Raw genomic sequence first — 25,915 nt, 5'->3', positions numbered from 1 at the left:
GATCCTTCACTATTTCATTACCGCAATCAGTTCAATAGAAATATCCTGAAAACCGGCTGGGATATAAATACAAATCGATTCCGCTTCTAGCATCCGTTGATACAAATCATTGTTCGGTTCAATCTCAAAATAACTGACACCGGAACGCACTGGAATTGCAGTCGGTACCTGTATTAAGTGATGTAAAGGAATGACCGGAAGTGCTGCAACCACACGTTGTTCAACATCGACAGAATTGCCGACTTTAAAACGCAGCGGCACCAACTGAACAAGTTCATGGGTTTGCATCATGCCACTTGAAACCGCAATATAAAGTCGCGTATCACGGGTAATTTTGTCCGACTCTAGACTTCCAATCCAATAAGATGGACGGACTTCTTTTAAAGCAATACTAATATAGCGATTTGAAATAATCGTATCGAGTAGATCTCGTAAGATTAAATCAATCTGTAAAAAACTATCCTGTAAATGATGATGTCTATACTGCGGTAACTGATCAACTTCATAGGCGGTAGAAAAGGTGAGTAGTGATCCGGTTAAGCGCAGTAATTCAAAAAAGAGACGTTCCGGATGAATATGCGGATGCTGCAACAGATGATTCAGCGTGGCATGTGCAGTATTCAGGGCATTGACTAACCAAAAGGAAACAATATCTCCCGAACGGAATTCAATTAGTTTTTGCTCATTTTCACGATTGTTGCTTTGAATGGTTTTAATCTTGGCCCTAATCATATTTAAGGTACGTTTTAACCCGGAAATCAGCGTTTCGCATGCTTCAATATGCAAGATCGGAGCAATAAATTTACGATCGAATTCAAAATTCCCAGAACTTTGACGTTTAACTTTTGCTACAGGTAAATATAAGAAGCCATCCAGTTCATGGTTGGGTTCAATATTTGATTCAAATAATTTAAATTCGGCACGGCGTCGTAATAAAGTAATATCTGCTGCATTAGCACCGGTAAACAAATCATGTGTTTCACTAAGGTGGGAATGATAACGGCTAGGCTGGATACTTGCTTCAAATGCTACATTACGTTTATTCGGCTGAATCATTGGTAATGCCAAATAAACCATTATTTCACCACGTAAATTTAACTCATCCAGTTGAACCGGTTGTGGCAATAAGTCACGAGCAGGTGCCTGGTAAATATCACCATCTTGCCAAATCATTTCCAATTTTTCTAAAGCTAGGACATGCATGTCCAATTGCAATTCATCAAACTGCAGGGATTGCACACCGTATGAAAATGGGATGGTCGCACGAATGGTATGATTCAATCGCTGTTCATGATAGGCATCCTGCAATTGAAAGTGTTGTGGACGTAAAAATAAGCCTTCGCCCCAAAGAATTTTTTCAGCTTTAAACATGTAATTTACCAATCGTTATTTGTGTCATGATTATTTTTTTGTACACCTAAAAGCTCATGTACGGTTTCTAATGGATTTTCATTTTTTATGACCTGGCTTAACCATTCATGTAACGGCATCTGGCTCCATTTAATGGTTTTTTGCAACATATAGCTGACTGGACTATGCGGTTCATTGGCCTGAAAATAATTGGCCATATCTTGAAGAACTTGCATGGCCTGTTCACGATTTGCCACATGATTTTGAATTTGCGGTTGAAATACTTGTTGATTCATTGTTGTCAAAGTTGAGGAGATTTCAATTGCTGAATGAATAGCTTCAGGCGAAATGCTTATTTCAGCTTTAGTATTCCGATGACTTGTTACTACGGCTTGTGATTCAAAGGCATCAGTTTTATATATTTTTTTTAGATTGTTATGAATGGATTCAAGTTGAGAATCGATCGATGCAAAGCTTGGAGCATCCAGACCCATTAAGCCATCCAGTACATCTTTTAAAATATTCCACTGCTTCAAAATTTCTAAAAATGCTTGATAATTTTGATCTTGAAAAGATTTAGAAAGGTTAGAGAGTGCTTGTTCAAATTGCTCAAGTAACGAGTTGGCTTCTACCTGATCATTATCTTGAGCATGTTTACGGCGCACATTCTGTTGGTGCAATAAGCTTTCATACTCCATTAAAGAATAAAAAGGTGGAGCATTTATAATTGGAATATTTTTAACTAGCGAGGGTAATTGATTAATCAGTCCTTGCAGCAAACCAAGACGTTGATCCAAATCATCATCATCAATTTTTGGATGCAATAACATCCAGAAATCACTTAAGCTACGTTGTGTCAGCTCTAGACCTTTGGCTACACCTTCAAAACCATAAAGGTGTGACCAGGCTTTAATTAACCCACTATATAACCGGATATCTTTCGTTTTCTCAGTCAGCAATTCAGTCGACTTGGTACTTACAAAGTTCCAGTCGGCCTGCTTAGGTTCAGCAATCCAGTCACCTTGATCTAATAGTGGATCATCCTGAGTTTTTGCTTGCTTAATGGCATGAAAATCATTGGAAAATGAACAATCTATCCCGCAAGGGGATTCATCTGAAATTACTTTTAATAATGCTTCGAGTTCTAAACTCATGTTATGCCTTTCTCATGTTTTTATAATATTTTTAAAATTATGCTTGGGTAACTTTGATATTTTTAATAGGTTTTTTTATGGTTTTTGCAACAGGATCAAGTTGATAAAGAATTTCATCACCCTGTATACCAATATAGATTTGCTTCGGTAATTTTTGTTCTGCTAAGCCAACTAAAATTTGTGTGGCTAAAGCTGGCAATACCGATGAATTAAGGATGTTATCTATATTACGTGCACCACTATCCACTTCGGTGCACCGACTGAGTAGTAATTCAATTAAATCTCCACTATAAGAAACTTTGCTTGAATATTGTTGTTCTAAACGTGCCGTAATTTTATTTAATTTATGTTTAATGATACGTAACAGTAATTCATCAGGCAAAGGAAAATAAGGCACAACACGCATACGACCTAAAAATGCCGGTTTAAACTGTTGATATAAACTTGGCTTCAAATGATCGATTAATTCTTCTGCAGTTGGCCATTCCTCAACAGACAAGTTCAAGCAGGCTTTCATGATGTCACTCGAGCCGGCATTAGATGTCAACAGGATGATGGTATTTTTAAAATCAATTAAACGACCTTCACCGTCTTCAAGCATGCCCTTGTCAAAAACCTGATAAAACAATTCCTGAACATCACTATGTGCTTTTTCAATTTCATCCAACAAGACGACACTATATGGATTACGCCGAACCGCTTCAGTCAAAACACCACCTTGACCATAGCCGATATAGCCAGGGGGAGCACCTTTCAAAGATGAAATGGTATGCGCTTCCTGATATTCAGACATATTGATCGTAATCAGATGCGATTCACCCCCATATAATTCATGAGCAAGTGCTAGCGCAGTTTCTGTTTTACCTACCCCACTTGGTCCGACCAATAAAAATACACCTTGTGGTTTATTTGGATCTTCAAGTTTTGCTTTGGAGGTTTTAATGCCTTGAACAAGTTGCTCTAAGGCATAGTCTTGTCCCATGACGCGTTCAGCAAGTTTATCTTCTAAAGTCAGAATCTGTTTAATTTCATCACTAACCATTTTACCTACAGGAATACCGGTCCAGTCCGAAATAATTTCATTAATCATTTGTGCATTTACGCGTTCATAAACCAACGGGGATACTCCTTGGACCTCAGCCAATTGCTGACGAAGAGCGGAAATCATGTGTTTATCTTGATCTGAATGTTCAGCTAACTGATCTTTGTGTTCAAGCACTTGAATTTTTTCAACAAGTTTAAGTTCAGATTGCCATTGTTGTTCTGTAGCTATAATTTCAGACTCAAGTAATTTAATTTTCTGACGCAACGTTTCTAAACGCTCATGATGAATAGGTAGATTTTTATTTTCGTTTTCTAAAATATCATGTTCCAGCTGTAAATTATAAAGTTGAGCTTCGAGTTGATCTAGCTTGACTGGTTGAGCATTCTGTGTGAGTGCCACACGCGCAGCTGCCGTATCGAGTACGCTAATGGCTTTATCGGGAAGTTGACGTCCACTGATATAACGATGTGAAGAGTGTACTGCGGTAACAATCGCTTCATCATCAATCTGCAAATTAAAATGCTTTGCCATTACAGGAATCATGGCACGAAGCATGTCTATTGCGACAGCTTCCGTTGGCTCTTCAACTTTTATTACCTGAAAACGACGACTTAATGCAGCATCCTTTTCAAAATACTGCTTATATTCCGCCCAAGTGGTTGCCGCAATAGTGCGTAATTCACCGCGAGCCAAAGCGGGTTTAAGTAAATTTGCAGCATCATTTTGACCCGCCTGACCCCCTGCACCAATTAAGGTATGTGCTTCATCAATAAATAGAATAATTGGATAGCTTGAGCTTTGAACTTCCTGAATGACCTGTTTTAAACGGTTTTCAAATTCACCTTTAACACTGGCACCTGCCTGTAACTGCCCCATATCAAGTGTATGTAGATGTACATTTTTTAGGACATCAGGAACTTGATTGTTGGCTATTTTAAGGGCTAGACCTTCAACGACAGCGGTTTTTCCGACACCAGGTTCACCCGTTAAAATCGGGTTGTTCTGACGACGGCGCATTAAAATATCAAGCATCAAGCGAATTTCAAATTCACGACCAATCACGGGATCAATCGCACCATTTTTTGCTTTTTCAGTTAAGTTGATAGTGTATTGATCTAAAGCAGGTGTTTTTAATCTTTGCTCGAACTCTTGCTTCATTTTTATTACATCTTGATGATTTTCACTTTGTTCATATTCTTGTTCAATACTGTGTGAACATAGATCTAAAACCCTGTGTTTCATGCTATCCACAGGAAAAAATTCAAATAAACTGGAAGCGCGCACTGCAATTTGATAAAGATCAGCCCCAGTTAATAATGCAACCAATAAATGCCCACTTCGAATTAACGGTTTTTGTTCTATAGAAGCCACCAGCCAAGCTTGTTCTAATAGACGTATAATTGATTTTGCAAAAATAGGGGTTCGTGCATTGCCTTTAGGTAATTGTAAAATACTTTTTTTTAAATCATTAATTAAAGCATCAGTCGAAATTTTGTATTTTTCTAATAACAGCTGTAAATCATTTTTTGCAGCATTCTGTAGAAGTTCTAAAAAGAAATGTTCAATTTCTATTTCATAATTTTGTTGAGAAATACATGTATTGGCTGATTTTTCCAGTGCTAAACGGGCACAGGAAGATAATTTTGTGATCAAAATTTTTAAATTATTCATATGTTACTCAACGTTCTAAAAGAACAATCAGGTTTTATTTTTATTTCAATGCTAAATGATCTTATTTTATATTTTTATTAAAAACAAAGCCTTATGTTTTTATGTGTTCAGGCTTTTGGCACACTATACACATTTCTTTCGAAATATTAAAAAAAATTTGATCAAAATTAGGGGGTTTTACATAAATAAACAATAAATAATAACAAATAGTGCAGGTTACTGTTAATTTCCTGTTGACTTGAGGTGGTTATTTTTTGTTAAATTCGCAACGTTGATTTGAAATTATAAAAATTAAACTAAATTGAGAAAATCACGGAATGTGATTTAACTCAGATAAACAATAAAATTAAAATAATTTGAGGCATCTTTTGAATAAAAATATATTTTTTATCCCCTTGATTGTAATAATTTCGGTGAGTCAATTAACTTTTGCTGATGAAAAACCAGTCGAACTAAAAAAAGGATGTATGAAAGACTATCCTTTAGTTTCTGGTGAGACTGACCAAGACTTACTCAACATTTATCGCCAGATATGCGATAAAAAGAATAAGAAAAATATTACTTTGCAAAATGAATTATTGATTCAAGCTGCAAAAAAATATCAACAACTTGGGAAGAATCTGAAAGCGTTACAGCTGGTGGAAAACTTACATCAACAAAATGTTCAACGTACCGCTCTTACAGATGTAGCTTTTCTTGCGGGAGTAGGGATTGCCGAGAGTTCTTTGCAGTATATGCGTTCTTATGAAGTGCGTTATTTAAGTGCACAAACGACTTATCCTGCAGCTAAAAAACTGTCGGAATATATTCAAAGCTCATTACCTGAACCAGATACATCCAAGGCTCAGACCATTACCGAAGCATCAATTAAACAAAAAAAATTAACTAAAACGACTTCATTGAAGTATTCAAGCAATAAGGCAAGACGAATAGACCAGACAAAAAATGTGAGTGCTCCTCAAACGACAGTAAAAGCAAGCACACGAAATACGACAGTAATGACGAAACCACAAAGCGGCAATACAGCAACTGCTGGTTCAAGTCCTTTTGTTTCTTTTAATAAAAATTAATATAGGACAACATTCATGGCAAAACGCGAAAGTGTGCAAAAAAAATTACAACGGATTCGTCCACCCCGTGTACAACTGACCTACGATATAGAGGTAGGTGATGGTAAAGAAATAAAAGAATTACCCTTTGTTATCGGAGTATTAGGTGATTTTTCAGCAGCTTCAGAATTAGAAAAAACAAAGTTAAAAGATAAAAAATTTATCAATGTTGATTTAGATAATATTGATGAGGTCATGAAATCACTTGCGCCACGTGTAACTTTTCAGGTCGAAAACACTTTAACTGAAGAAGGCGGACGTATGTCAGTCGACTTAACTTTTAACTCAATGCAAGATTTCCGTCCAGAAAATGTAGTACAGCAGGTTAATCCTTTACGTAAATTGGTTGAAGCACGCGAGCGTTTAACCGATTTACGCAACAAAATTTCGAATAATGAACGACTTGAAGATTTACTGGATGAAGTTTTACAAAATACCGATCACGTTCGTAGGCTAAGTGCAGAGGCAGAGTATGAATAATTTACAAACTGCTCATGCGACCCATACAGATGTTGAAAAATTTACTTTACTTGACTCTATTGTGGAGCAAAGCCGTATTGCCCGTAATGATGAAGAGCATGACCGTGCAAAAAGTTTAATTGGTGAATTGGCCAAAGAAGTCATGGCCGGAACTATTACAGTTTCTGAAAACATGACTTTGTCGCTTGATAAACGAATTGCAGAAATTGATGCCTTAATTTCAAACCAGTTAAGTAAAATTATTCATCATGAACAATTTCAAAAAATCGAATCAACATGGCGTGGTATATATTATTTCTGCCAAGAAACGCCTTCACATTCTCTAATCAAAATTCGTATGCTCAATACGACTAAAAAACAACTGACGAAAGATTTTCAGGGTGCTACAGATTTTGACCAAAGTACATTGTTTAAAAAAATTTATGAAGAAGAATATGGTTCATTTGGGGGTGCACCCTATGCAACTTTAATTGGTGATTTTGAATTTGATCGCACGCCATCAGATCTGTATTTGTTAGAGCAAATTTCTCATGTTGCAGCTGCGGCACATGCACCATTTATTTCAGCAGCAAGTCCCAACCTGCTTGGAATTGAATCGTTTACTGACATTGATCGGCCGCGTGATGTTTCTAAAATTTTTGAAACAGCTGAATATGTACAATGGCGTTCATTCCGTGAAAGTGATGATGCTCGCTATGTCGCATTAACCATGCCACGAGTATTAGGTCGTCTGCCATATCATCCTAAAGAAGGTACGGTGACCGAAGGATTTAACTTTATAGAAGAAGTTTCGGGCCAAACTCATGAAGAATATTTATGGATGAATGCGGCTTATGCATTTGCGACACGTTTAACCAATGCCTTTGATATGCATGGCTGGTGTGCAGCGATTCGTGGTGTTGAAGGTGGAGGCTTGGTTGAAGGTTTACCGGTTCATACTTTTAAAACCCAGGATGGTGAAGTTGTTTTTAAATGTCCAACTGAAATTGCCATTACCGACCGTCGTGAAAAAGAACTCAGTGATTTAGGCTTTATTCCGCTGGTACATTGTAAAAATACAGATTATGCAGCTTTCTTCGGTGCACAATCAACTCAAAAACCAAAGAAATATGATAGTGATACAGCAAATGCCAATTCTGCTTTATCCAGTCAGATTCAATATATTATGGCTGTTTCTCGTATTGCCCATTATTTAAAAGCCATGATGCGTGACAAAGTCGGTAGTTTTACATCTTCGGGAAATGTTGAAGCATTTTTAAATGAATGGTTATCGCGATACGTTTTATTAGACGATGGAGCCTCACAAGAAGCGAAAGCACAATATCCGCTTCGTGAAGCTTCAGTCAAAGTTGTAGAGAACCCCGCTCAACCTGGACACTACAAGTCTGTGGTTTTTTTAAGACCGCATTTTCAATTGGATGAGTTGTCAGTCTCTTTACGACTTGTTACTGAGTTACCTCAGACCTCTCATTAATCAGAGTGCAATTTTATAATAACTTAAAATTAAAATAGGAAAATTTATAAAAATGAAAGATATATACGTACAATTTCGTGGGAAATATAAAGTTGACGGCGAATCCCGTGACTCAGAACATAAAGATTGGCTAGAAGTTAACTCTTGGGCGCATAATATCCGCCAACCAAAATCTGCAACATCTTCAAGTGTTGGTGGCCATACTGCTGAACGTGTTGAGCATTCAGATATGCTGTTTATTAAAGATCTGGATGCAACCAGTCCAAAACTTTGGGAAGCTTGTTCAGCCGGTTATACCTTTGATGAAATTCAAGTCGATTTTTATCGTGCCAATGGTGATAAACGTATTAAATATCTTCAAATAAAACTAAAACATGTTCTGGTATCAAGCGTAACGCCACACGTAAATGAAGAAGGTGTCCCTACTGAATCATTCGGTTTGAAATATGCAGCGGTAGAGTGGACTTATAACCAACAAGATATTAACGGCACACAAAAAGGTGCTGTAACCAAAAAATGGTCACTTTCAAATAATACAGCATCTTACGCTGCATAATTTAATGATAAAAATAGTGGCTAACCTATGTTGGCCTCTATTTCTTCATCAATTACATAAATAAATAAGAAAAATATGAATCTAGATCAACTCTATCCATATGGTTTTAGAACAACGTTATTTGACCGTTTATTGCCTGAAAACGAGCAAAATTATCAGGGAAGAACGCTTCAGCAACTACGGGAATCTGTTGCCTCTGATCTCGAGGATTTGCTTAATAGCCGCATGGCTAAATTGGATGATTTAATTGATGATTTTCCTTTAGCGAAACAATCTATTTTGCAATTTGGGATTATCGATTTTGTTGGTTTATCTACCGCTAATCCAACAGATCGGGACAAAATTTGTCAATCCCTTGAGCAGTCTATTGCCGCTCATGAACCCAGGTTAAGACAAATTAAAGTAGAGATGTTACTTGATGGTCATAATATGGGAGCCTTATGTTTAAGCATTCAAGCCTATTTAAATATTCATCCTATATTTGAACCGGTTGTTTTTGATGCGTTATTAAAACCAACAACACAACAATATGTTATTTCTGCACGATCTTAAGTGGGTTTTCTGTGATTGAAGAACTGTTACCTTATTATGAAAAGCAATTACAAGAATTTGGGCAACAATCGCGTGAATTCGCACAAAAATATCCAAAAATTGCTCAGCGCTTATCGCTCAATCAGGAACAAATTGATGATCCGCATATTGAGCGTTTGATTCAGGCTTTTTCATTGGTTGCTGCGCGTATTGATAAAAAACTGGCGGACAGTTATGACATTTTTACCCGTTCATTATTCGAGGTGATGTTTCCTCAATACCTTAAACCTTTCCCTGCATGTTCAGTGGTGAGTTTTGAGGATATCAGCAAGGTCAAACAACTGACTGAAGCACATGAAATTCCTAAATCTACCCCATTAAAGTCGCGTAGTTTTAAAGGTGTGCAGTGTGAATTTACCACGACAAGATTAGTTAAATTACTGCCTATTTCATTGAATAATTTAAACTTTAAGACTAATCCAAGTGCGCATATGCATTTAAATCAAAATGCCACCTTGAGTTTCAATTTTGAAATTTTCAATCAAAGTACAAAACAGTTAATGAATGAAAAATTACCGATTTATTTGGATGCAATTTCCAATTTTCCATTACAGGTTTTAGATAACATATTTAATAAAAGTACTGGATTTTCATTAAAAATAGGAAATGATTTTATTGAAATCCCCAATCCATTTGAAGTAATGGGTTTTGATGAAACAGAAAGTTTATTACCTGTCGATCAGCATACTCATCATGCTTATCGTTTATTGATGGAATATTTTTGCTTTCCTGAAAAATTTAACTATCTCAATCTGGATTTAAATTTCTTAAAGCATTTACCCACTGAGCAAAACGAATTTGAAGTACGGATTCATTTAAAGTTAAATCTGAATGATCAGGCCTGTATTCGAAATTATGCTGAATTAAATGTCGCTAACTTTAAATTGTTTTCAGTGCCAGTGGTGAATCTATTTAATAAGCAAGCAGAACCCCAGAAAATCAATCATAAACAACTGGAATATTCCTTGGTGACAGATGCTCATCATCCCGAATTCTATCAAGTTTATTCAATCCTTGAGATGAATATGATTCGGGAAAAAAGTAGTCAAGATCAGAGCACTTTTCCTGTTTTTCCATTTTTCGCCATGAGCCATTATCATCAGGGTGATGTTCAATTTTTCTATAGTCTCAGTCCAACTAAATTACAAAATAAATCTATTGGAACAGGCTATTCTATTATTTCAAAACACTTATCGCCACATAACACAAAGTCTGATTTTATCAGTACTAAATTATTGTGTTGCAATCGAGACTTGCCGCATGAGGCTTTAAGTCAGGTCAATAATGTCCTGACTTTGAATGATAGTAACTTGACACGGCGCGCACTTGTATTAAAACGACCCACTAAGCCCTATTATTTTGAGCAAAATAAAAAAGAACAGTGGCGCATTATTTCTCATCTTTCTTTAAACACATTGTCATTCATGAAAGGCAATGCGATTAGTCATATGAAGGAACTTTTGGAGTTGTATAATTTACCTCTATTAAAAGAAAATCATCTGATGATTGATTCCATTAAAAATATTAATTTTTCATTGACCCAAAAACTGGTTGAGGCCAAACCTTTTCCATTATTTGTGCGGGGCATTAAAGTCAATTTAGCTATTGATGCACAAGTTTTTAGAGGGCATAGCCTATATATATTTACTCAGCTTTTAAGTCATGTTTTTAATTTAAAAGTTCAGATGAATAGTTATGTAGATGTCATTGTCAGTGATTCAAATAACCAACAGGAGTTATACCAATGCGTGCAGAACGTTGGTGGCAAGAAGCTTCTGTAATTGATGATCTAATGACCACACCTACAGCTTATGAATTTATTCAGGCGACACGTTTGTTGCGACACGTGCCTAATTCATTCAAAACTCAGTATTGGGCGAATGACTTTAAATTTCACAGTTCTTTAAATCTTAATTTTCCGGTTTCAGAAATTGAAACCTTAAAGCTAGAGAATAAATATATTCATTTTACCAACCTGATTGTCGGTTTAACCGGTATGCAAGGAGCTTTACCTTACACCTATAGTCATAAAATTAAACACGGTAGTCGGCAGCAGAAAGTAGAAACTATTAACTTTTTGGGTTTGTTCAATCATAAGCTCACAGCACAATATGTAGATGCAAGCTTAACCTATCATTTGCCGGTACGTTATGAAATTGAACAAGAAAATGATTATCTAGATATTCTGCATGCGTTAAATGGTTATGTCAGTTCGCAACAAGATCAAGCTGAATTAGATGATTATTTCGCTGAATTTTCAGGTTTAATGCAGGGGCAAAATAATACGACTTATGCTTTAAGGACAATGCTGGAATGTATCTTTAAAAAAGATTTTGAAATTAAAGAATTCATCGAAGAAAAATTTAAATTAACAGATGAACAAAAGACAACTTTAGGTGGCTTAAGCACAAGTTTATTAGGTATGAATACCTTTTGTGGTGAAAGTATTCGACAAATCGACGAGAAAATAGAAATCCAGATTGGCCCATTGTCCAAAACAGATTATCTCAGCTTTTTACCGCAGCAAAAAATGAGTGAAAAACTAAAAAAAATCCTCACAATCTGGTGTAGTCCAACCTTAATGGTAGATTTACGTTTAATACTAAAAAAAGAAGATATACAACCTCTTTGCTTAAATTCTAGCTCACAGTTTGGCTTGGCACAGGGAGCTTTTTTAATGCCTAAACTTACTGAATATAATTCAGAAACCTGTTATGCATTATTGAGAGAAATATAATGATTAAACTCATTCTGGGAACGTTTACCAGTATTTTTCTAATGGTCAGCATAGCGATTATTTATTATTGGCGTGACATCCAATACGATCCATCTAGCATGGATTTATTGTCATATTTTATTGTTATACCTTTAGTTTTGTCTTTAATCCTGCTTTCGCCATATTTACTTTATCAAGCTTACTATGCATATAAAAAGCATAAACAGCAACGAAAAACAGCTTTATTAGAACAACCGAATAAAAAAATACCAGAAACAAATAAAATATTTGAAGAGTTTAAATTTCTGAATTTAAATATTTTTTCATCAAATGCATTGAGTGCATTTGGTGCAAATGAAAGTATTATTAATGCATTAAAAAACTTTAGAAGTCCTGAATTGGATCAGCACTTAACCAATGGTTGTGGCTTACCAGTTTTGTCGTACAGAATTAAGTACTTGGATGATGTGATGGCACAACAAGATGAGGATTCAGATATAAAAGAGAAGCAGGGGCGCTTGCAACGAATCCAAGCCCTAATTCAATATCAGTTAGAGCAGCAGAGTAAAATTCTATCGCAGTTGGCAGCACACTTAAAACAGTCTGCATTTTTTTATGATAGTGAACTGGCATACCAGTATCGCATGCATCCTGCATGGATCGACCCAGATTATCAAGCACAGCATGAAGATGACCGATACTTTCAGGTTGAACCAGTACCGCGTCTAAATCGACTGAATATTCATATTTTATTATCAGACCAGGTATTGCATGTTTGGGATGAGCATTTCAGTCAAGAAATACTGCTCAATTTTATGCAGTCATTGGGCATCATTTCGCAGCAAATACATATCCAACATCATTTTATTGGTCAGCGAAGTTCCTATAAATACTGGCTGAATTTACTCAGTCAAATATCAGCACCATCACATGAAATTTCATTGGTAATCAATGTAGATTCTGAAATTGATCAAGAAGTGCTGGATGACAAAATGTGGTTGTCTAATGATTATTTGGCAGCAGAATTTACATCAAGCTGGTGTGTGGCTTCTCATGACCTAAATATTAATCAGCTTCATGTCATCAAGTCACTTAAAATTGCACTGAATGTCCATGATCTAGCGAATTTTCTAAATGAAACTGTGCCTAATTACACGGAACAGATCCAGCAGGAACAGCCTTTTGTAGTGATTTTAGATGATACAACTGATATCAATGCGATTAAAAAAACCAACCAAATTTTTGTTCCGACTTTAATAGAAACACATCATTCTTTATATATAAAACAAAGTCTGGGTCATACACAAACCCTCTCAAAAATTTTTGGATTTATGCTGGGCGTGCATTTTCCAGAGGAACTTACAGCAATGACCTACAGTACGGATCAAGCTTTCACCCATGCTTTTTTTCAAACGGTTGCTGAATAAAATCAGTTCGAAGAAGAGGTCATTTAAATATTAATAAAAATTAAAATAATAACGAGAATCCGCATGCTTTATACCATTTTAGGTTATGTTTGGCAGTATATAACCCATCCTAAAGCCATCATTGTACTATCATTTTTAGTGGCACTGATTTCTTCATATAATGTCATTCCCCGAAATATTTTTTGGGTATTGCTGGCAGCCTATGTTTTGGCACTCATCGGCTATGGCATATATTGGCTGATTCAAAAATATCGTTATGCTCAACAAGGAGGATTCCTTGCTGAGGCCATTCAACATGGTACCCAGGCTGAATATGGCAAACAGAAAAATAAAGATGAATTACTGCTGATCAATCAGCAAATGAAGGAATCGATCCAGTTGATTCGTAAGTCAAAGCTGGGAGACAAGAAGGGCAATGCAGCTTTATATGAATTACCTTGGTATATGGTAATTGGTAATCCGGCGGCAGGTAAAAGTTCGGCAATTTATCATTCAGGGCTAAAATTCCCCTTTGAAGCCTCACATCAAAAAATGGTTTCATCTGGCTTAAGTGGGACACAAAACTGTAACTGGTTTTTCTCAACGCAAGGAGTGTTACTCGATACGGCGGGGCGTTATTCGGTTTATGCTGAAGATCATTCTGAATGGATAGGCTTTTTGAGTTTATTAAAGAAAAGTCGCTCTAAGGCACCCATTAACGGATTGATCGTAATGGTGAGTATTGCAGAGCTAATAAGTCAAAGTCCTGAAAAATCAATCAAACTGGCTAAAAATTTAAGAGCACGGATTCAAGATTTGACTGAACGTTTAGAAATTTTTGCACCTGTGTATTTAGTATTTTCCAAAATGGATTTGATTGCAGGATTTACCGAGTTTTTTGAATGTTATGAAGTCAATGAATTTGATCAGGTATGGGGTGCAACATTAAAGTATGAATTGAATTCTGCAAATAATAATGCTGTTGAGCTTTTTGAGCAACACTATTCTGTTTTATATGATGGTTTAAAAGGACTGAGTACCACGCATCTCAGTCGTCGGCATTCGCAGAATATATCACCGAGTGTAATGACATTTCCTTTGGAGTTTAAGAGCCTAAAACCAGTCCTAAAAACTTTTATTGGCACTTTATTTGAAGAAAATCCCTACCAGTTTAAACCAGTCTTCCGTGGCTTTTATTTCACCAGTGCCTTGCAAGAAGGCATGATTGAAAGTCCAATGACCGAACAGCTAGCACAGGATTTTAATTTATCTAAAAGCGCAAATAGTGAAAATGGCATACCGAGCAATTCGATTGCCCAAAATCATGGTTACTTTCTGAAAGGTTTATTTTCGGATGTGATTTTAAAAGATAAGAATCTGGTTAAACAGCATATTAATCCAGCACGTAAGAAACAGCGTTACCTTGCATTTATTGCAGTATTATTGGGTGTGTCTATTATTCTCAGCTTATGGATATCGTCATATCGTCATAATCAACAGCTGATTGCTGATGTACAAGCAGATTTAGACAAAGTCGTACAATTAGAAAAACAATCGGGGCAAGAGCTATCCACCCAATTAAACGCTTTGTTGATTTTACAAGATCGAATGCAACAACTAGATCAGTTTGATCAAGATCGACCTATTAAATTTGGCTTTGGTTTGTATCAAGGTCAGGAACTGCGCAACAAGTTAAAAGCGGAATATTTAAAAGGTGCGAAGCAAATTGTTTTACAGCCGACCCAGCAGAATATTGTCCAGTATTTACAACGGGTAAAAAGCAACGAAACGACTTTAAAGGCCAATCATGTCAATGGGGAAATAAAACAAATTGCTAAAAATCAACAATATTTAGAGCCATCTGAAACCAATCCTCAAGATGCTTATAATGCATTAAAGGCCTATTTAATAATGAGTAATCCACAATATATGGATGCCAGTCATTTAAGTGATCAAGTTACACGTTTCTGGCGATCATGGTTAGATTCCAATCAGGGTCAAATGCCGCGTGGGGAAATGATTCAAAAAGCGGAGCAAATTTTATCCTACAGCATGACCCTAACAAATGAGCAAGCATTTCCTATTCTTGAATCAGATCCCATGGTGGTTGATCAAGCTCGCCAAGTTTTATTGTCCGTGATTCGTGGTATGCCTGCACGTGATCGTGTCTATAATGAAATTAAAATGCGTGCAGCAGTTCGTTATCCTACTATCACTGTGAAGCAGTTGATGAATACAGATAGCCAAAATACAGTACTGGGCAGTTATGCATTACCGGGCATATTTACCTATAAAGCATGGTCTGATTATGTAGAAAAAGCAATTGATGACGTGGCAAACCGGCCAACAGAGAGTAAGGATTGGGTGTTAAACAGTACACAATCGGATGACCTGACTTTTAGTGGAAGTCCGAATCAGATTCGCCAGCAGTTAACTGCTTTATATAAAGAGCAATATATTGCTGAATGGCGTAAATTCCTGAACGGCATTCACTATGCTAAAAACAATGATTTTAAACAACAGGCTAAAAATATTGAAATATTGGGTGAGCCTGAAAATTCACCCATTCGTATTCTTGTGAATCATATTGCCGAAGAAACCAGTTGGGACAATCCAATTGTGCAAGCAGAACTCGCTGCACCACAAACAGGTTTTTTGACTTGGTTTAAAGATAAATTTTTAAAGAAAGATCAAGCTAAAAGTACACAACAGGCATTGAATCAAGGGCAAGGCGTAATTTCAAAAGAATTCCAAGTATTTTATAAAATTGTGCGTAAGCGTGATGATCAGCAAAACAAATCATTGTTGGATGAATACATGCAATCACTTGCCCAAGTTCGTAGCAAGTTTAATGATCTAAAAAGTGCAGGGGATATTGGTCCTTTTGCCATGAATTTGGTCAAAAAAACCATTAATGATCAAAATTCAGTCTTTAACAGTACCCAAAAAATTATTGATGAAAAAATGTCCGCTGGACTAAATGAACAGGATCAACAAGTTTTGCAAAAATTATTGATGCGTCCATTATCACAGTCATTTGAGAGTTTGTTGATTCCTGCTCAGGATGAAATTAACAAGTTATGGATAATACAAGCCAGTCAACCATTTAAAGCAAATTTAAGTCAGAAATATCCGTTTAATTCTTCGGCAACATTACAAGCCACCAGTAATGAAATTAGCCAAATCTTTGGTGAAAATGGGAGTATTGCGCGCTTCGTGAAAGACAATCTGGATCGGTTGGTGATCCGACGAGGTTATAGTTTAACGTCAAAAACATGGAAAGATTTAGGTGTCAGCTTAAACCCTCAGTTTGTTATGAATTTTCATAGCTATGTTGCACCGAGTCATGGTATGGCGACAGGAGAGTTAAAATCAGTATCAACTGCAACGAATCAATCCAACTTTCAATTCTACCCACTTGAAAATGCGCAACTACTTTCTTATACCATTGATATTGATGGTCAGAGAATGGTCTATGAAAATGGTATTCAGCAATGGGTGAATTTTGTCTGGCCAAATCAAGGCGCTATTGCTGGTGCACGTATTACAGCTGTAGATTTGGAAGGGCAGACTCATACTATTTTTGATGAGCCGGGTGAATATGGAATTAACCGCTTAATTGATAGTGCGCAGCGCACTCAACATCAAGATGGTAACAGTTTTGAAATGATTTGGAAAAATCAACAAAATCCGAACTTGGCTGTGAAAGTGAACTTTCGCTTGATTAGTGGTAATTCAGGACAGATTGGTTCAAGTCGCGGTTATGCAGGCATGCACCTGGTTGATCTGGTGGTAAATCATAAGTCCGTGCATGTCGTTGCTGCGCAAGCAGCACCCATATCTGTTGTCGCAGTCAAAGCCAATACAACATCTCCATCATCGGGCTTTAATGGAGCACACTATGAGTAATAAAAAATCAATCATTAAAAGTGAGCTTCAACTGACTTTAAGCCAAAGTATGGAATTATTTAAACACACATTTACTAATGAATAAAAATTATGAAAAAACAAATAATTATAAATATTTTTAAGGCTGCTTTCTTTATGTCCAGTGCTGCAGTCGTTGCTTATGCAGACCCGATTGTAATTGAAGGTGCTGTACCCAATGAAACGAGTAAACAAGCGATTTTAAATAAAATGCATGCTGTTTATGGTTCTGGTCAAGTGATTGATAAAATTCAAGTTCGTGCTGTATCTGCACCAAATGGTTGGAGTGATTCAGTGACTGAAGTCATTACACCAGATTTAAAAAAAGTTAAACAAGGAAAATTAACTGTACATGGTACACAGATGGATTTGGCTGGGAAAATGTTAAATCAGAATGACATTCAGCCAATTTCATTAAATTTTAATAGCTTAGTTCAAGCACCGTATCGTTTGAAAACGCGATTAACAATAAATCACGCAGAACAGAAAATTATTGATCAGGCTTTAAAAAATCGAATTATTGAATTTGAATCTGGAAGTACTGTATTAGCAGCTTCAGGGAGGCAGATTTTAGATGAGATGGCGATCGTATTAAATAAGGTTGGTGGCAAAAAAGTAAAGATTATTGGCCATACAGATAATTCAGGCGATTCAGCGAAAAATTTAAATTTGAGCCAACAACGTGCGACAGCAGTTAAAAATTATTTAATTGGAAAAAATATTCCTACAAATAGTTTAAGTGTTGAAGGTGTAGGTTCAACTAAACCGGTTGCTGATAACACAACAGTTGAAGGTCGTAAGAAAAATCGTCGAATTGAATTCGAAGTTTTATAAGTTATCTATAAAGAGTTACATAATTGTATGTAACTCTTTATAGATAACTTCAATTTCGTATAATGTATATTATGTTAAATAGAATATCTAAGATTGTAGCCTACACAACCTTAGTTGTAGCCCTAGCTCCAGATCGTGAATCTGGATAAGTTTACTCATAATCTGGAGTAAGCTAAGTAACATAATATATGTTATGCCGAAATCTAAGCGTCTTACATTTTAGAATCTATTATTCTCAAAATATAAGCTTTATGTTTTAAAAGAAATTCTCTTTTTAATTCTTGATGCCGCCTCTTTAGTGACATAAATATTTTTATGTCGATATAAATATCCGGATTCTATTCTTACTCGTTTAGAAAAATTGATTCTACGGACAATGGAATCAATAGACCTCTTGCAAAAATCATTTTTTGATCAATTCTATGTTGTAAATTGCAGCAATCAAATTCAGGCGTAAACCGATATGTTATTTAAATGATGTATATAGAATCAGAGAGTTAAACTTACTTTCACCTAATGAAAGTAAGTTTATGCGCTTAAATCCAATAAAAGTAAAATACAATATTAAAAATCCATATATTTCATTAACTTAATTAATATATAGTTTTCTTGTGTATATTCATATGCCAAAAACAAGCCGAATCATTTGAAATCATTTGGCTGGTTGCTTAGGCTTAAGCATTTAGAAATATACTTATTTCACCTAAAAAGCTTAGGAGCAACTTCCTGGTGGCGGTGATTGCTCCCTCCCCGCTATGCAGTATTCCTATTTTAATAAAGCTGCAAACTTAGCACGTGCTGCATGAAGTTTTTTATAGCTCTCGATCAGACGTAAATGCCGCTCTAAGCCTTCCAGTTTCATACTGGTTTCAGTTAAGCCATAGAAGCGGATACTGCCATCCATAGAACCAATCACGGCATCCATACGTTCATCACCAAACATACGGCGGAAATTGGCTTCATAATCATCCAAATCCATGTCGTCATCCAGCTCAACTTCAAGCACAACATTTAGGCATTGGTAGAATAAACCGCGTTCAACCGTATTGGTGTTGTATTGCAGGAATTGTTCAACTAAATCTTTCGCTTCTTCAAATTGCTGTAAAGCAATATAAATGAGTAGCTTAAGTTCCAGAATAGTAAGCTGTCCCCAAACGCTATTATCATCAAATTCAATCCCAATTAAGGTCACGATATCGGTGTAATCATCAGATTCACATTCCTCTAAACGCTCAACCAAGGCTTCAAGCTGCTCTTCCTCCAAACGGTGGATATTTAAAATATCTTCACGGAACTGAAGCGCTTTATTGGTATTGTCCCAAATTAAATCTTCAACCAGATAGATTTCAGAATAACCTGGCACCAAGATACGGCAAGCCGTCGCACCTAAATGCTGATACACCGCCATATATACTTCTTTGCCCATTTGTTCGAGAATACCGAACATGGTTGCAGCTTCTTCCGCATTGGCATTTTCGCCCTCAGCAGTGAAATCCCACTCTACAAACTCATAATTAGATTTTGAGCTAAAGAAACGCCAAGACACTACACCGCTTGAATCGATAAAATGCTCTACGAAGTTGTTTGGCTCAGTCACTGCATTGCTGCTAAATGTTGGTTTGGGTAAATCGTTTAGACCTTCAAAACTACGACCTTGCAATAGTTCAGTTAAACTACGCTCTAAAGCCACTTCTAGCTTTGGATGCGCACCGAAAGAGGCAAATACTCCACCAGTACGTGGGTTCATTAAGGTCACGCACATCACCGGGAATTGACCGCCCAATGAAGCATCTTTCACCAGAACAGGGAAACCTTGTTCTTCTAGTCCTTTGATACCTGCCACAATGCCTGGATATTTCGCCAAGACCTCTTCTGGCACATCTGGAAGCGCAATCTCACCTTCTAAAATTTCACGTTTCACCGCACGTTCAAAAATTTCAGACAAACACTGTACTTGTGCTTCGGCCAAAGTATTACCGGCACTCATTCCGTTACTTAAATACAAGTTTTCAATCAGATTTGATGGAAAATAAACCACTTCATCATCGGACTGACGGACGAATGGCAATGAACAGATTCCGCGCTCAATATTGCCCGAGTTGGTGTCATACAAATGCGTACCGAGAAGCTCATCTTCAGGGTTGTAAATCTCTAAAGTATATTCATCCAGAATTTCTTTTGGTAACTCACCTTCTGAACCTGGCTTAAACCATTTTTCATCTGGGTAATGTACAAATTCAGCATTGGCAATATCTTCACCCCAAAACTGATCGTTGTAGAAGAAGTTACAGTTGAGACGTTCAATGAACTCCCCTAAGGCCGAGGCCAACGCACTTTCTTTAGTTGAACCTTTGCCGTTGGTAAAACACATTGGTGATTGTGCATCACGAACATGTAATGACCACACGTTAGGCACAATATTACGCCATGAAGCAATTTCAATCTTCATGCCCAAGCCGGCCAAAATACCTGACATATTGGCAATGGTTTCTTCTAGAGGCAGATCTTTACCCGGAATAAAGGTACTGCTGTCTGAAGCTAGACTCGGCATCAATAAAGCTTGTGCATCGGCATCAATGCTTTCCACTTGTTCAATGATAAATTCAGGACCGGTTTGGATCACTTTTTTAACCGTACAGCGGTCGATTGAACGCAAAATACCTTGGCGGTCTTTTTCAGAAATATCAGATGGCAATTCGACCTGAATTTTAAAAATCTGTTTGTAACGGTTTTCTGGATCTACAATGTTGTTCTGCGACAAACGAATATTATCAGTCGGGATATCACGCGCTGCACAATATACTTTTACAAAGTAGGCTGCACATAAAGCAGAAGATGCAAGAAAATAATCGAATGGCCCTGGTGCTGAACCGTCACCTTTATAACGAATCGGTTGGTCGGCAATTACCGAAAAATCATCGAACTTGGCTTCTTGTCGAAGGTTGTCGAGATAATTAACCTTGATTTCCATGCTGCTGGCACCTAACTATTCTCATGTGCCACTATGGCCCAATAAGATTCTAAATATTGAAACATAAGCCGAATCACGGAAAAGAAATTGACTTAAAAAAGAGAGTAACTAGCGTCATCCGTTTAGTGAGCACACCGAACGTCCGACATTTGCAATAATGGGCAATATTATAGAGGGATTTGGTTTAATTGATAACTTTTCTCTGTCTTTAAAGATTAATTATAAAAAATCCTTAACATAATAATAACTTAGAAAATATTTGCATAATCTCAAGTCATGTATTTCAAAATATGAGAATAAATATTATAAGTAAGGACGCTCTAGCGCTCGATCATCATTTTTAAGTATTGCCCTGATTTCACCTTAAGACCTAATTCAATCATCATTTTTAAGTATTGCCCTGATTTCACCTTAAGACCTAATTCAATCTCATATACGTTTTAGAATATCTGGGATGTAATACATTAAATTTCTGTTGTTGATTCATTCTACCTTTTAGGCCAGCTATTCCAGGTTACGCTTGGCTATTTTTCTGAATAAATGCATTAAATTTATCTTTTAGTTCTAAATACTTAGAATTTAATTTGGCTTCATCCCATTTCTTCTTAAAAATTCGTGCTGCCGCAGCTTTAACAGGATCTTCTACACTGCGTGCTAACTCTGGCCGACCATGTGCCCCACTCAAACCTTTCTTGTCTTCGGGCACTGAACCCTTATACTTCTTACCGCCTTTATGATTGGCATAGCGACGTGCGCGGGTATAACCCATTTGTAAAAATTTTCTGGCCATATCCGCACCAATAAAATCATCTTGTTCTAAATACTTTAAAAATAACGCATAGATTTTTTCGCTACTACCTAAAGCTTTATCTTGATCGGAAAATTGCCAATGCGGCAGTATTTCTGATTTATAGGGTTCTACCAGCAGTACCCCTTGTTCGCCCCGGCCAATACGATACAGCTCGGGTCTTTTTCTAAAATTAATATTTTTAAAATCCAAGGAATAATCAAAACTTTTTGAAAAAACGCGAGATTCTCGCTTGGGTACATCCGGTTGCCGATCTGGATTCACTATAAAAACTCCATGAATATTGCGCAGAAACTTGCTTGCTGCGTATAACATCATGGCGGATTGGATTAAAAATTTGCAGAGGATTTTTGCAATCAGATATTATTGTTATTAAATAAAGCTGTCAGATATAAATATTATAGAGAAACGAATAAAAGATAGCTTGAATGAATAAAATACATCGTCTATAGACACAAAAAAAGCCGAGAATCTCGGCTTTTTTTGGTATAAAAAAATAAAATAATTGGTAATTTACATTACTTTTAATTTATCTGATTTTTGTATTTTAATATCTGTTAGATAGCAACGATATTTACTGCATTTGGGCCTTTCTGACCTTGTGCAACGCTGAATTCAACTTGCTGGCCTTCCATTAAGGTTTTGAAGCCTGAACTAGCGATTTCGCTGAAATGAGCAAAAACGTCTGGACCATTTTCTTGTTGAATGAAACCAAAACCTTTAGTTTCGTTGAACCACTTAACAGTACCTTTAACAACATTTGAGTTAGACATAATAAATCCTACTGATTTTTAATAATTTTTAGTCATTTTACTGACCGAGTATAACTTGGAAAATAATAAAGAATGAAACTTAAAATCTGAAAAAACGAAGGATTATGACTAAAACTGCGATACTTAAAGAAGATTTACCGAAACAAGACTTTTTTTCTAGTTGAGTTAATAATACATGAATTAAATGAATATTCAAGTTTTTTTATAATTATTATTTATTGTGTTGATAAAAAATATGTATGCAAATGAAAATGATCAATTTTCTTAAATTTAACCAGGCGGGAATTTATTTTAGATTCAACTCAAGCACTAAAAAAACAGTTTTAAACGGGTATACGATTTTAATATGCAACAGAAATATCTTGTCATTTTGCCTATCGTTATCTACCTAAATAGATACCCTTTGGTTAATATTAAATTCACTAAAAAATCAAAGAGCTAAAGCTGCAATCAAAACTGATATGTTATTCTGAGAGGGATCTTCATATTTTATTTCATCTGCCTAAGGGGGGCTTTAATGTATAAAAAGATTGAAGATCAGAATTAAATCAGATTCTTATTCATGCCAGACAAAACACATAACATAATAATAATTACCGCATTAGCCCTGCTATCCCTCTCACCCCCTTAACTACAGAAATGATTTGCCTGCGCCTAATTTAGGTACAGTTGCATATGCCCCGAATAATATGACATCTGTCGCTATAGAGCTTTCATATGCGTATTTTTCCTAAGGCTATGTTTGGGTCAGTTGGTCATGAGGCCTTTGACGGTAAATTAATTCTCATGATTGGAACTGTGCTATTCACGTTATCATTACATAGCACTGATTTATATTGATTTTAAATCCTGAATTTATCTATAAGATTTTTTATCTCAACCAAATAAGGTAAATATCGAAGATTTTTGTCTTACCAATTTAAAAAATTGATTGAGATATTTATTTTTTAATATTTTTTTGTTTTAAACAGACTATTTTGCTTCAAAAAAGATGCGTTTAAGATCAGGGGGAAATGTATAAACAATGATTAAGTAATTTCTACAGTTATTGTTTTTTATTAATTTCCCTATTTCGATCTGAACAAAATTTCGATTCGTCTGATTTTTAAATGTTGTAGTTGTGTAAATTTTATCTATATGGTTAGATCATTAAAAAATTATAAGGAATAAAAAATGAAATTCCATTTACTCGTTGTTTATATAGCTTTAATGTTTAATTTTGCCCATGCAGCACAATGCTTATCAGCCAGTGAATCCAAAGAATTAAATAATATATATCAAAAATCGAGCGAATTTTATCGTCATGTCAAACTCGATTGTGAGTCTACTGATGAAATAGTTCAAAAAAACTGTAACTCTCCCGAACATAAAAAAATATTAGAAATATATCTCCGGACTGCAATCTATGATTATGAAAATACTCATGGAGAGGCCTTAACAGGCAAACCCTACCAACGTGAATATCATTCTGCTTTCAAAGAGGTCACCAGTAGTTTTGATAGTTGTGACGATCTAAAAAAATCTTTGAAATATTTCTTATCTACCTCTATCTGGACGGATTAAACAGTATATAAAGCATTTTCTTAAATAATCTGGTTATAGGGATGATGCTCAAGCACGTAACTCCTTTATAGACATCTTTTTTATGACTTTTTAGTGGAATTGAATAACCAGTTAATGGTGATAAGTACCTGATCATCAATCAGGTCAGTAGAAAAAACCATTAAGGGTAATAGCTCTAATACTTTCGAAACATAAGAGATGGAAAAGATCTATTTTTATCCTTTTTTATCCCCCTTCTCTAGCTATGTTAATCTTTAGGTAGATAAAGAATCTTGAAACAAGAGGAACGTATCATGGATTGCCAACACATTTTACTGTCTGTTGATGATTCCCCTATTGCCATAGCTACAGCTGATCAGACCATCGTTTTGGCCAAAGCATTAGGCAGTAAAGTCACCATAGCAAGCGTTGTCGTGATAGATCCTTTAACCAGTGTCAGTTTTTATAAAAATGTACCTGGAGTAACGGATTATTATATGGAAGCAAAAGCTCATGCTAAAAACATTTTGGCCGAGCTAGGACTGAAATTTACCAATGCAGGTATTGAAACCACTACCGAACTCCTTAGTAGTCAATCCCCTAGCGAGGCCATTGCCAAACTTGCTGATGAATTAAATATTGATTTAATCGTCGTAGGTTCTCATGGGCGTACAGGTTTTAAAAAAGCTTTTATCGGCAGTATCGCACAAGAGATTCTAACTTCAAGCCATGTACCGGTACTTGTGGTAAAACATACAAAATAATTCCGAATAAGCAATAAATTAGTCCACTTTTTAGTAGGCTAATTTATTCTATTATTTTCTATATATTTTTTAAAAAATTAAATATTTATAATTATTTTAATTGCTCATTAAATAGTTTTTAAACAAAAATATTTCGCATTTTCCATGCGAGCTATCCAAGCACAATGTGCCAATAATTTTTTGAATACCTCGATTAAATCTGATTTTTGTAGAGTTTTAATCAAACCAATACCTGATTAACATAGGTTTTTTTTACATCGTAAAATACCGTTGTGCGGTTAATTTGCACTAATCTCAATCCTACTCTTTATAGGTCGCACTAAAACGGTTCTTTAACGACCATCACAAGTTAATTCAAGCGCATCAAATAATGCTTTGTGCATAAATTATTCTAATACTTGAATACGAATTTTATTTTACTCTATTTTAATATATCTTGGTTTAACCTTTAAATTCAAAATAAAGTAATAAAACCCATATGAATCCAAAGGTATATTGTGAATAATTTCAATAGATTATTTTTTGTTAAATATAAATCATACCTATTGAGTACACGATGTATGAATCCATATATTTATATTGGGCCATAAAAGCTAAGTTAAAGATTTAAAGCTAAAAATTATTTATTTAAAGCAGAGTTTGTTTTTTATTTTCCTCAAATAAAAAATAAGTTGATTTAAGTAACAAAAGTAAGAAGATGTTACTAAAAACAAAAATATAACCAAAATTAAAAAAAGAACAAAT

The 25,915-nt window shown here is 35.7% G+C and carries 18 protein-coding genes; 12 read left to right on the top strand and 6 right to left on the bottom strand.

Annotated features, from left to right (window positions below):
• Positions 1-9: 9 nt before the first annotated feature.
• The 3 genes from tssK to tssH are packed head-to-tail and all read right to left on the bottom strand — an operon-like array spanning position 10 to position 5,220.
• On the bottom strand, positions 10-1,371 hold the full coding sequence (gene tssK / locus E0H80_RS08040; RefSeq protein WP_131364763.1) for a type VI secretion system baseplate subunit TssK: 1,362 nt from the start codon (positions 1,369-1,371) through the stop codon (positions 10-12).
• 5 nt (positions 1,372-1,376) lie between these two features.
• Positions 1,377-2,504, bottom strand: coding sequence for a type VI secretion system protein TssA (gene tssA / locus E0H80_RS08035; protein ID WP_131364761.1), 1,128 nt, complete (start codon positions 2,502-2,504; stop codon positions 1,377-1,379).
• Positions 2,505-2,541: 37 nt separating this feature from the next.
• The gene (gene tssH, locus E0H80_RS08030) at positions 2,542-5,220 is read right to left on the bottom strand and encodes a type VI secretion system ATPase TssH (RefSeq protein ID WP_131364759.1); all 2,679 of its coding nucleotides are present in this window, start codon (positions 5,218-5,220) and stop codon (positions 2,542-2,544) included.
• 368 nt (positions 5,221-5,588) lie between these two features.
• Between tssH and E0H80_RS08025 the strand changes: the two genes are divergently transcribed.
• From E0H80_RS08025 to E0H80_RS07980, 10 genes are all read left to right on the top strand, one after another.
• Positions 5,589-6,290 (top strand): hypothetical protein, encoded by a 702-nt coding sequence (locus E0H80_RS08025; protein WP_228259966.1) that lies wholly within the window; start codon positions 5,589-5,591, stop codon positions 6,288-6,290.
• Positions 6,291-6,305: 15 nt separating this feature from the next.
• Positions 6,306-6,809: a type VI secretion system contractile sheath small subunit gene (gene tssB, locus E0H80_RS08020; RefSeq protein ID WP_131364755.1), complete on the top strand. Its 504-nt coding sequence runs from the start codon at positions 6,306-6,308 to the stop codon at positions 6,807-6,809.
• On the top strand, positions 6,802-8,283 hold the full coding sequence (tssC, locus tag E0H80_RS08015; RefSeq protein ID WP_131364753.1) for a type VI secretion system contractile sheath large subunit: 1,482 nt from the start codon (positions 6,802-6,804) through the stop codon (positions 8,281-8,283). Before tssB ends, tssC begins: the two co-directional genes overlap by 8 nt.
• 52 nt (positions 8,284-8,335) lie before the next feature.
• On the top strand, positions 8,336-8,839 hold the full coding sequence (locus E0H80_RS08010; RefSeq protein WP_131364751.1) for an Hcp family type VI secretion system effector: 504 nt from the start codon (positions 8,336-8,338) through the stop codon (positions 8,837-8,839).
• A 75-nt stretch (positions 8,840-8,914) separates the two neighbouring features.
• Entirely contained in the window at positions 8,915-9,391 is a 477-nt protein-coding gene (tssE, locus tag E0H80_RS08005) for a type VI secretion system baseplate subunit TssE (protein WP_131364749.1), read from the top strand.
• An 11-nt stretch (positions 9,392-9,402) separates the two neighbouring features.
• The gene (tssF, locus tag E0H80_RS08000) at positions 9,403-11,211 is read left to right on the top strand and encodes a type VI secretion system baseplate subunit TssF (protein WP_131364747.1); all 1,809 of its coding nucleotides are present in this window, start codon (positions 9,403-9,405) and stop codon (positions 11,209-11,211) included.
• Positions 11,175-12,167, top strand: coding sequence for a type VI secretion system baseplate subunit TssG (gene tssG, locus E0H80_RS07995; RefSeq protein ID WP_131364745.1), 993 nt, complete (start codon positions 11,175-11,177; stop codon positions 12,165-12,167). Before tssF ends, tssG begins: the two co-directional genes overlap by 37 nt.
• A complete protein-coding gene (locus E0H80_RS07990; protein ID WP_131364743.1) occupies positions 12,167-13,573 on the top strand; it encodes a hypothetical protein in 1,407 nt (468 codons plus the stop codon). Before tssG ends, E0H80_RS07990 begins: the two co-directional genes overlap by 1 nt.
• A gap of 63 nt (positions 13,574-13,636) precedes the next feature.
• Positions 13,637-17,461, top strand: coding sequence for a type VI secretion system membrane subunit TssM (tssM, locus tag E0H80_RS07985; RefSeq protein WP_131364741.1), 3,825 nt, complete (start codon positions 13,637-13,639; stop codon positions 17,459-17,461).
• A 135-nt stretch (positions 17,462-17,596) separates the two neighbouring features.
• Positions 17,597-18,313: an OmpA family protein gene (locus E0H80_RS07980; protein WP_416224583.1), complete on the top strand. Its 717-nt coding sequence runs from the start codon at positions 17,597-17,599 to the stop codon at positions 18,311-18,313.
• Between the two features lie 766 nt (positions 18,314-19,079).
• Here the strand turns inward: E0H80_RS07980 and E0H80_RS07975 are convergent.
• The 3 genes from E0H80_RS07975 to E0H80_RS07965 all read right to left on the bottom strand — a co-directional run bounded on the left by E0H80_RS07975 (position 19,080) and on the right by E0H80_RS07965 (position 22,865).
• Entirely contained in the window at positions 19,080-21,284 is a 2,205-nt protein-coding gene (locus tag E0H80_RS07975; RefSeq protein WP_131364737.1) for an OsmC domain/YcaO domain-containing protein, read from the bottom strand.
• Positions 21,285-21,798: 514 nt separating this feature from the next.
• Complete coding sequence (locus tag E0H80_RS07970; protein ID WP_416224580.1) at positions 21,799-22,356, bottom strand: DUF4385 domain-containing protein; 558 nt, start codon at positions 22,354-22,356, stop codon at positions 21,799-21,801.
• A gap of 293 nt (positions 22,357-22,649) precedes the next feature.
• Positions 22,650-22,865 (bottom strand): cold-shock protein, encoded by a 216-nt coding sequence (locus tag E0H80_RS07965; protein WP_067723482.1) that lies wholly within the window; start codon positions 22,863-22,865, stop codon positions 22,650-22,652.
• A gap of 1,173 nt (positions 22,866-24,038) precedes the next feature.
• On the opposite strand from E0H80_RS07965, the gene E0H80_RS07960 reads away from it, so the two are divergent.
• Together E0H80_RS07960 and E0H80_RS07955 are read left to right on the top strand one after the other, a co-directional pair.
• Positions 24,039-24,428, top strand: coding sequence for a hypothetical protein (locus E0H80_RS07960; protein WP_131364735.1), 390 nt, complete (start codon positions 24,039-24,041; stop codon positions 24,426-24,428).
• 293 nt (positions 24,429-24,721) lie between these two features.
• Entirely contained in the window at positions 24,722-25,171 is a 450-nt protein-coding gene (locus E0H80_RS07955; RefSeq protein ID WP_131364733.1) for a universal stress protein, read from the top strand.
• Positions 25,172-25,915: the final 744 nt, after the last annotated feature.

The sequence above is a fragment of the Acinetobacter sp. ANC 4779 genome, assembly GCF_004331055.1.
GTDB lineage: Bacteria > Pseudomonadota > Gammaproteobacteria > Pseudomonadales > Moraxellaceae > Acinetobacter.
This window is presented reverse-complemented; position numbering and strand designations above follow the sequence as displayed.

Excerpts from the sequence above, each read along its gene's own strand:
- tssC (WP_131364753.1), top strand. The coding sequence starts at position 6,802 with ATGAATAATTTACAAACTGCTCATGCGACCCATACAGATGTTGAAAAA.
- tssG (WP_131364745.1), top strand. The coding sequence starts at position 11,175 with ATGCGTGCAGAACGTTGGTGGCAAGAAGCTTCTGTAATTGATGATCTA.
- tssB (WP_131364755.1), top strand. The coding sequence starts at position 6,306 with ATGGCAAAACGCGAAAGTGTGCAAAAAAAATTACAACGGATTCGTCCA.
- tssA (WP_131364761.1), bottom strand. The coding sequence starts at position 2,504 with ATGAGTTTAGAACTCGAAGCATTATTAAAAGTAATTTCAGATGAATCC.
- E0H80_RS07960 (WP_131364735.1), top strand. The coding sequence starts at position 24,039 with ATGAAATTCCATTTACTCGTTGTTTATATAGCTTTAATGTTTAATTTT.
- tssK (WP_131364763.1), bottom strand. The coding sequence starts at position 1,371 with ATGTTTAAAGCTGAAAAAATTCTTTGGGGCGAAGGCTTATTTTTACGT.
- E0H80_RS07980 (WP_416224583.1), top strand. The coding sequence starts at position 17,597 with ATGTCCAGTGCTGCAGTCGTTGCTTATGCAGACCCGATTGTAATTGAA.
- tssM (WP_131364741.1), top strand. The coding sequence starts at position 13,637 with ATGCTTTATACCATTTTAGGTTATGTTTGGCAGTATATAACCCATCCT.
- E0H80_RS08010 (WP_131364751.1), top strand. The coding sequence starts at position 8,336 with ATGAAAGATATATACGTACAATTTCGTGGGAAATATAAAGTTGACGGC.
- tssH (WP_131364759.1), bottom strand. The coding sequence starts at position 5,220 with ATGAATAATTTAAAAATTTTGATCACAAAATTATCTTCCTGTGCCCGT.
- E0H80_RS07990 (WP_131364743.1), top strand. The coding sequence starts at position 12,167 with ATGATTAAACTCATTCTGGGAACGTTTACCAGTATTTTTCTAATGGTC.
- tssE (WP_131364749.1), top strand. The coding sequence starts at position 8,915 with ATGAATCTAGATCAACTCTATCCATATGGTTTTAGAACAACGTTATTT.
- E0H80_RS07955 (WP_131364733.1), top strand. The coding sequence starts at position 24,722 with ATGGATTGCCAACACATTTTACTGTCTGTTGATGATTCCCCTATTGCC.
- E0H80_RS07965 (WP_067723482.1), bottom strand. The coding sequence starts at position 22,865 with ATGTCTAACTCAAATGTTGTTAAAGGTACTGTTAAGTGGTTCAACGAA.
- E0H80_RS07975 (WP_131364737.1), bottom strand. The coding sequence starts at position 21,284 with ATGGAAATCAAGGTTAATTATCTCGACAACCTTCGACAAGAAGCCAAG.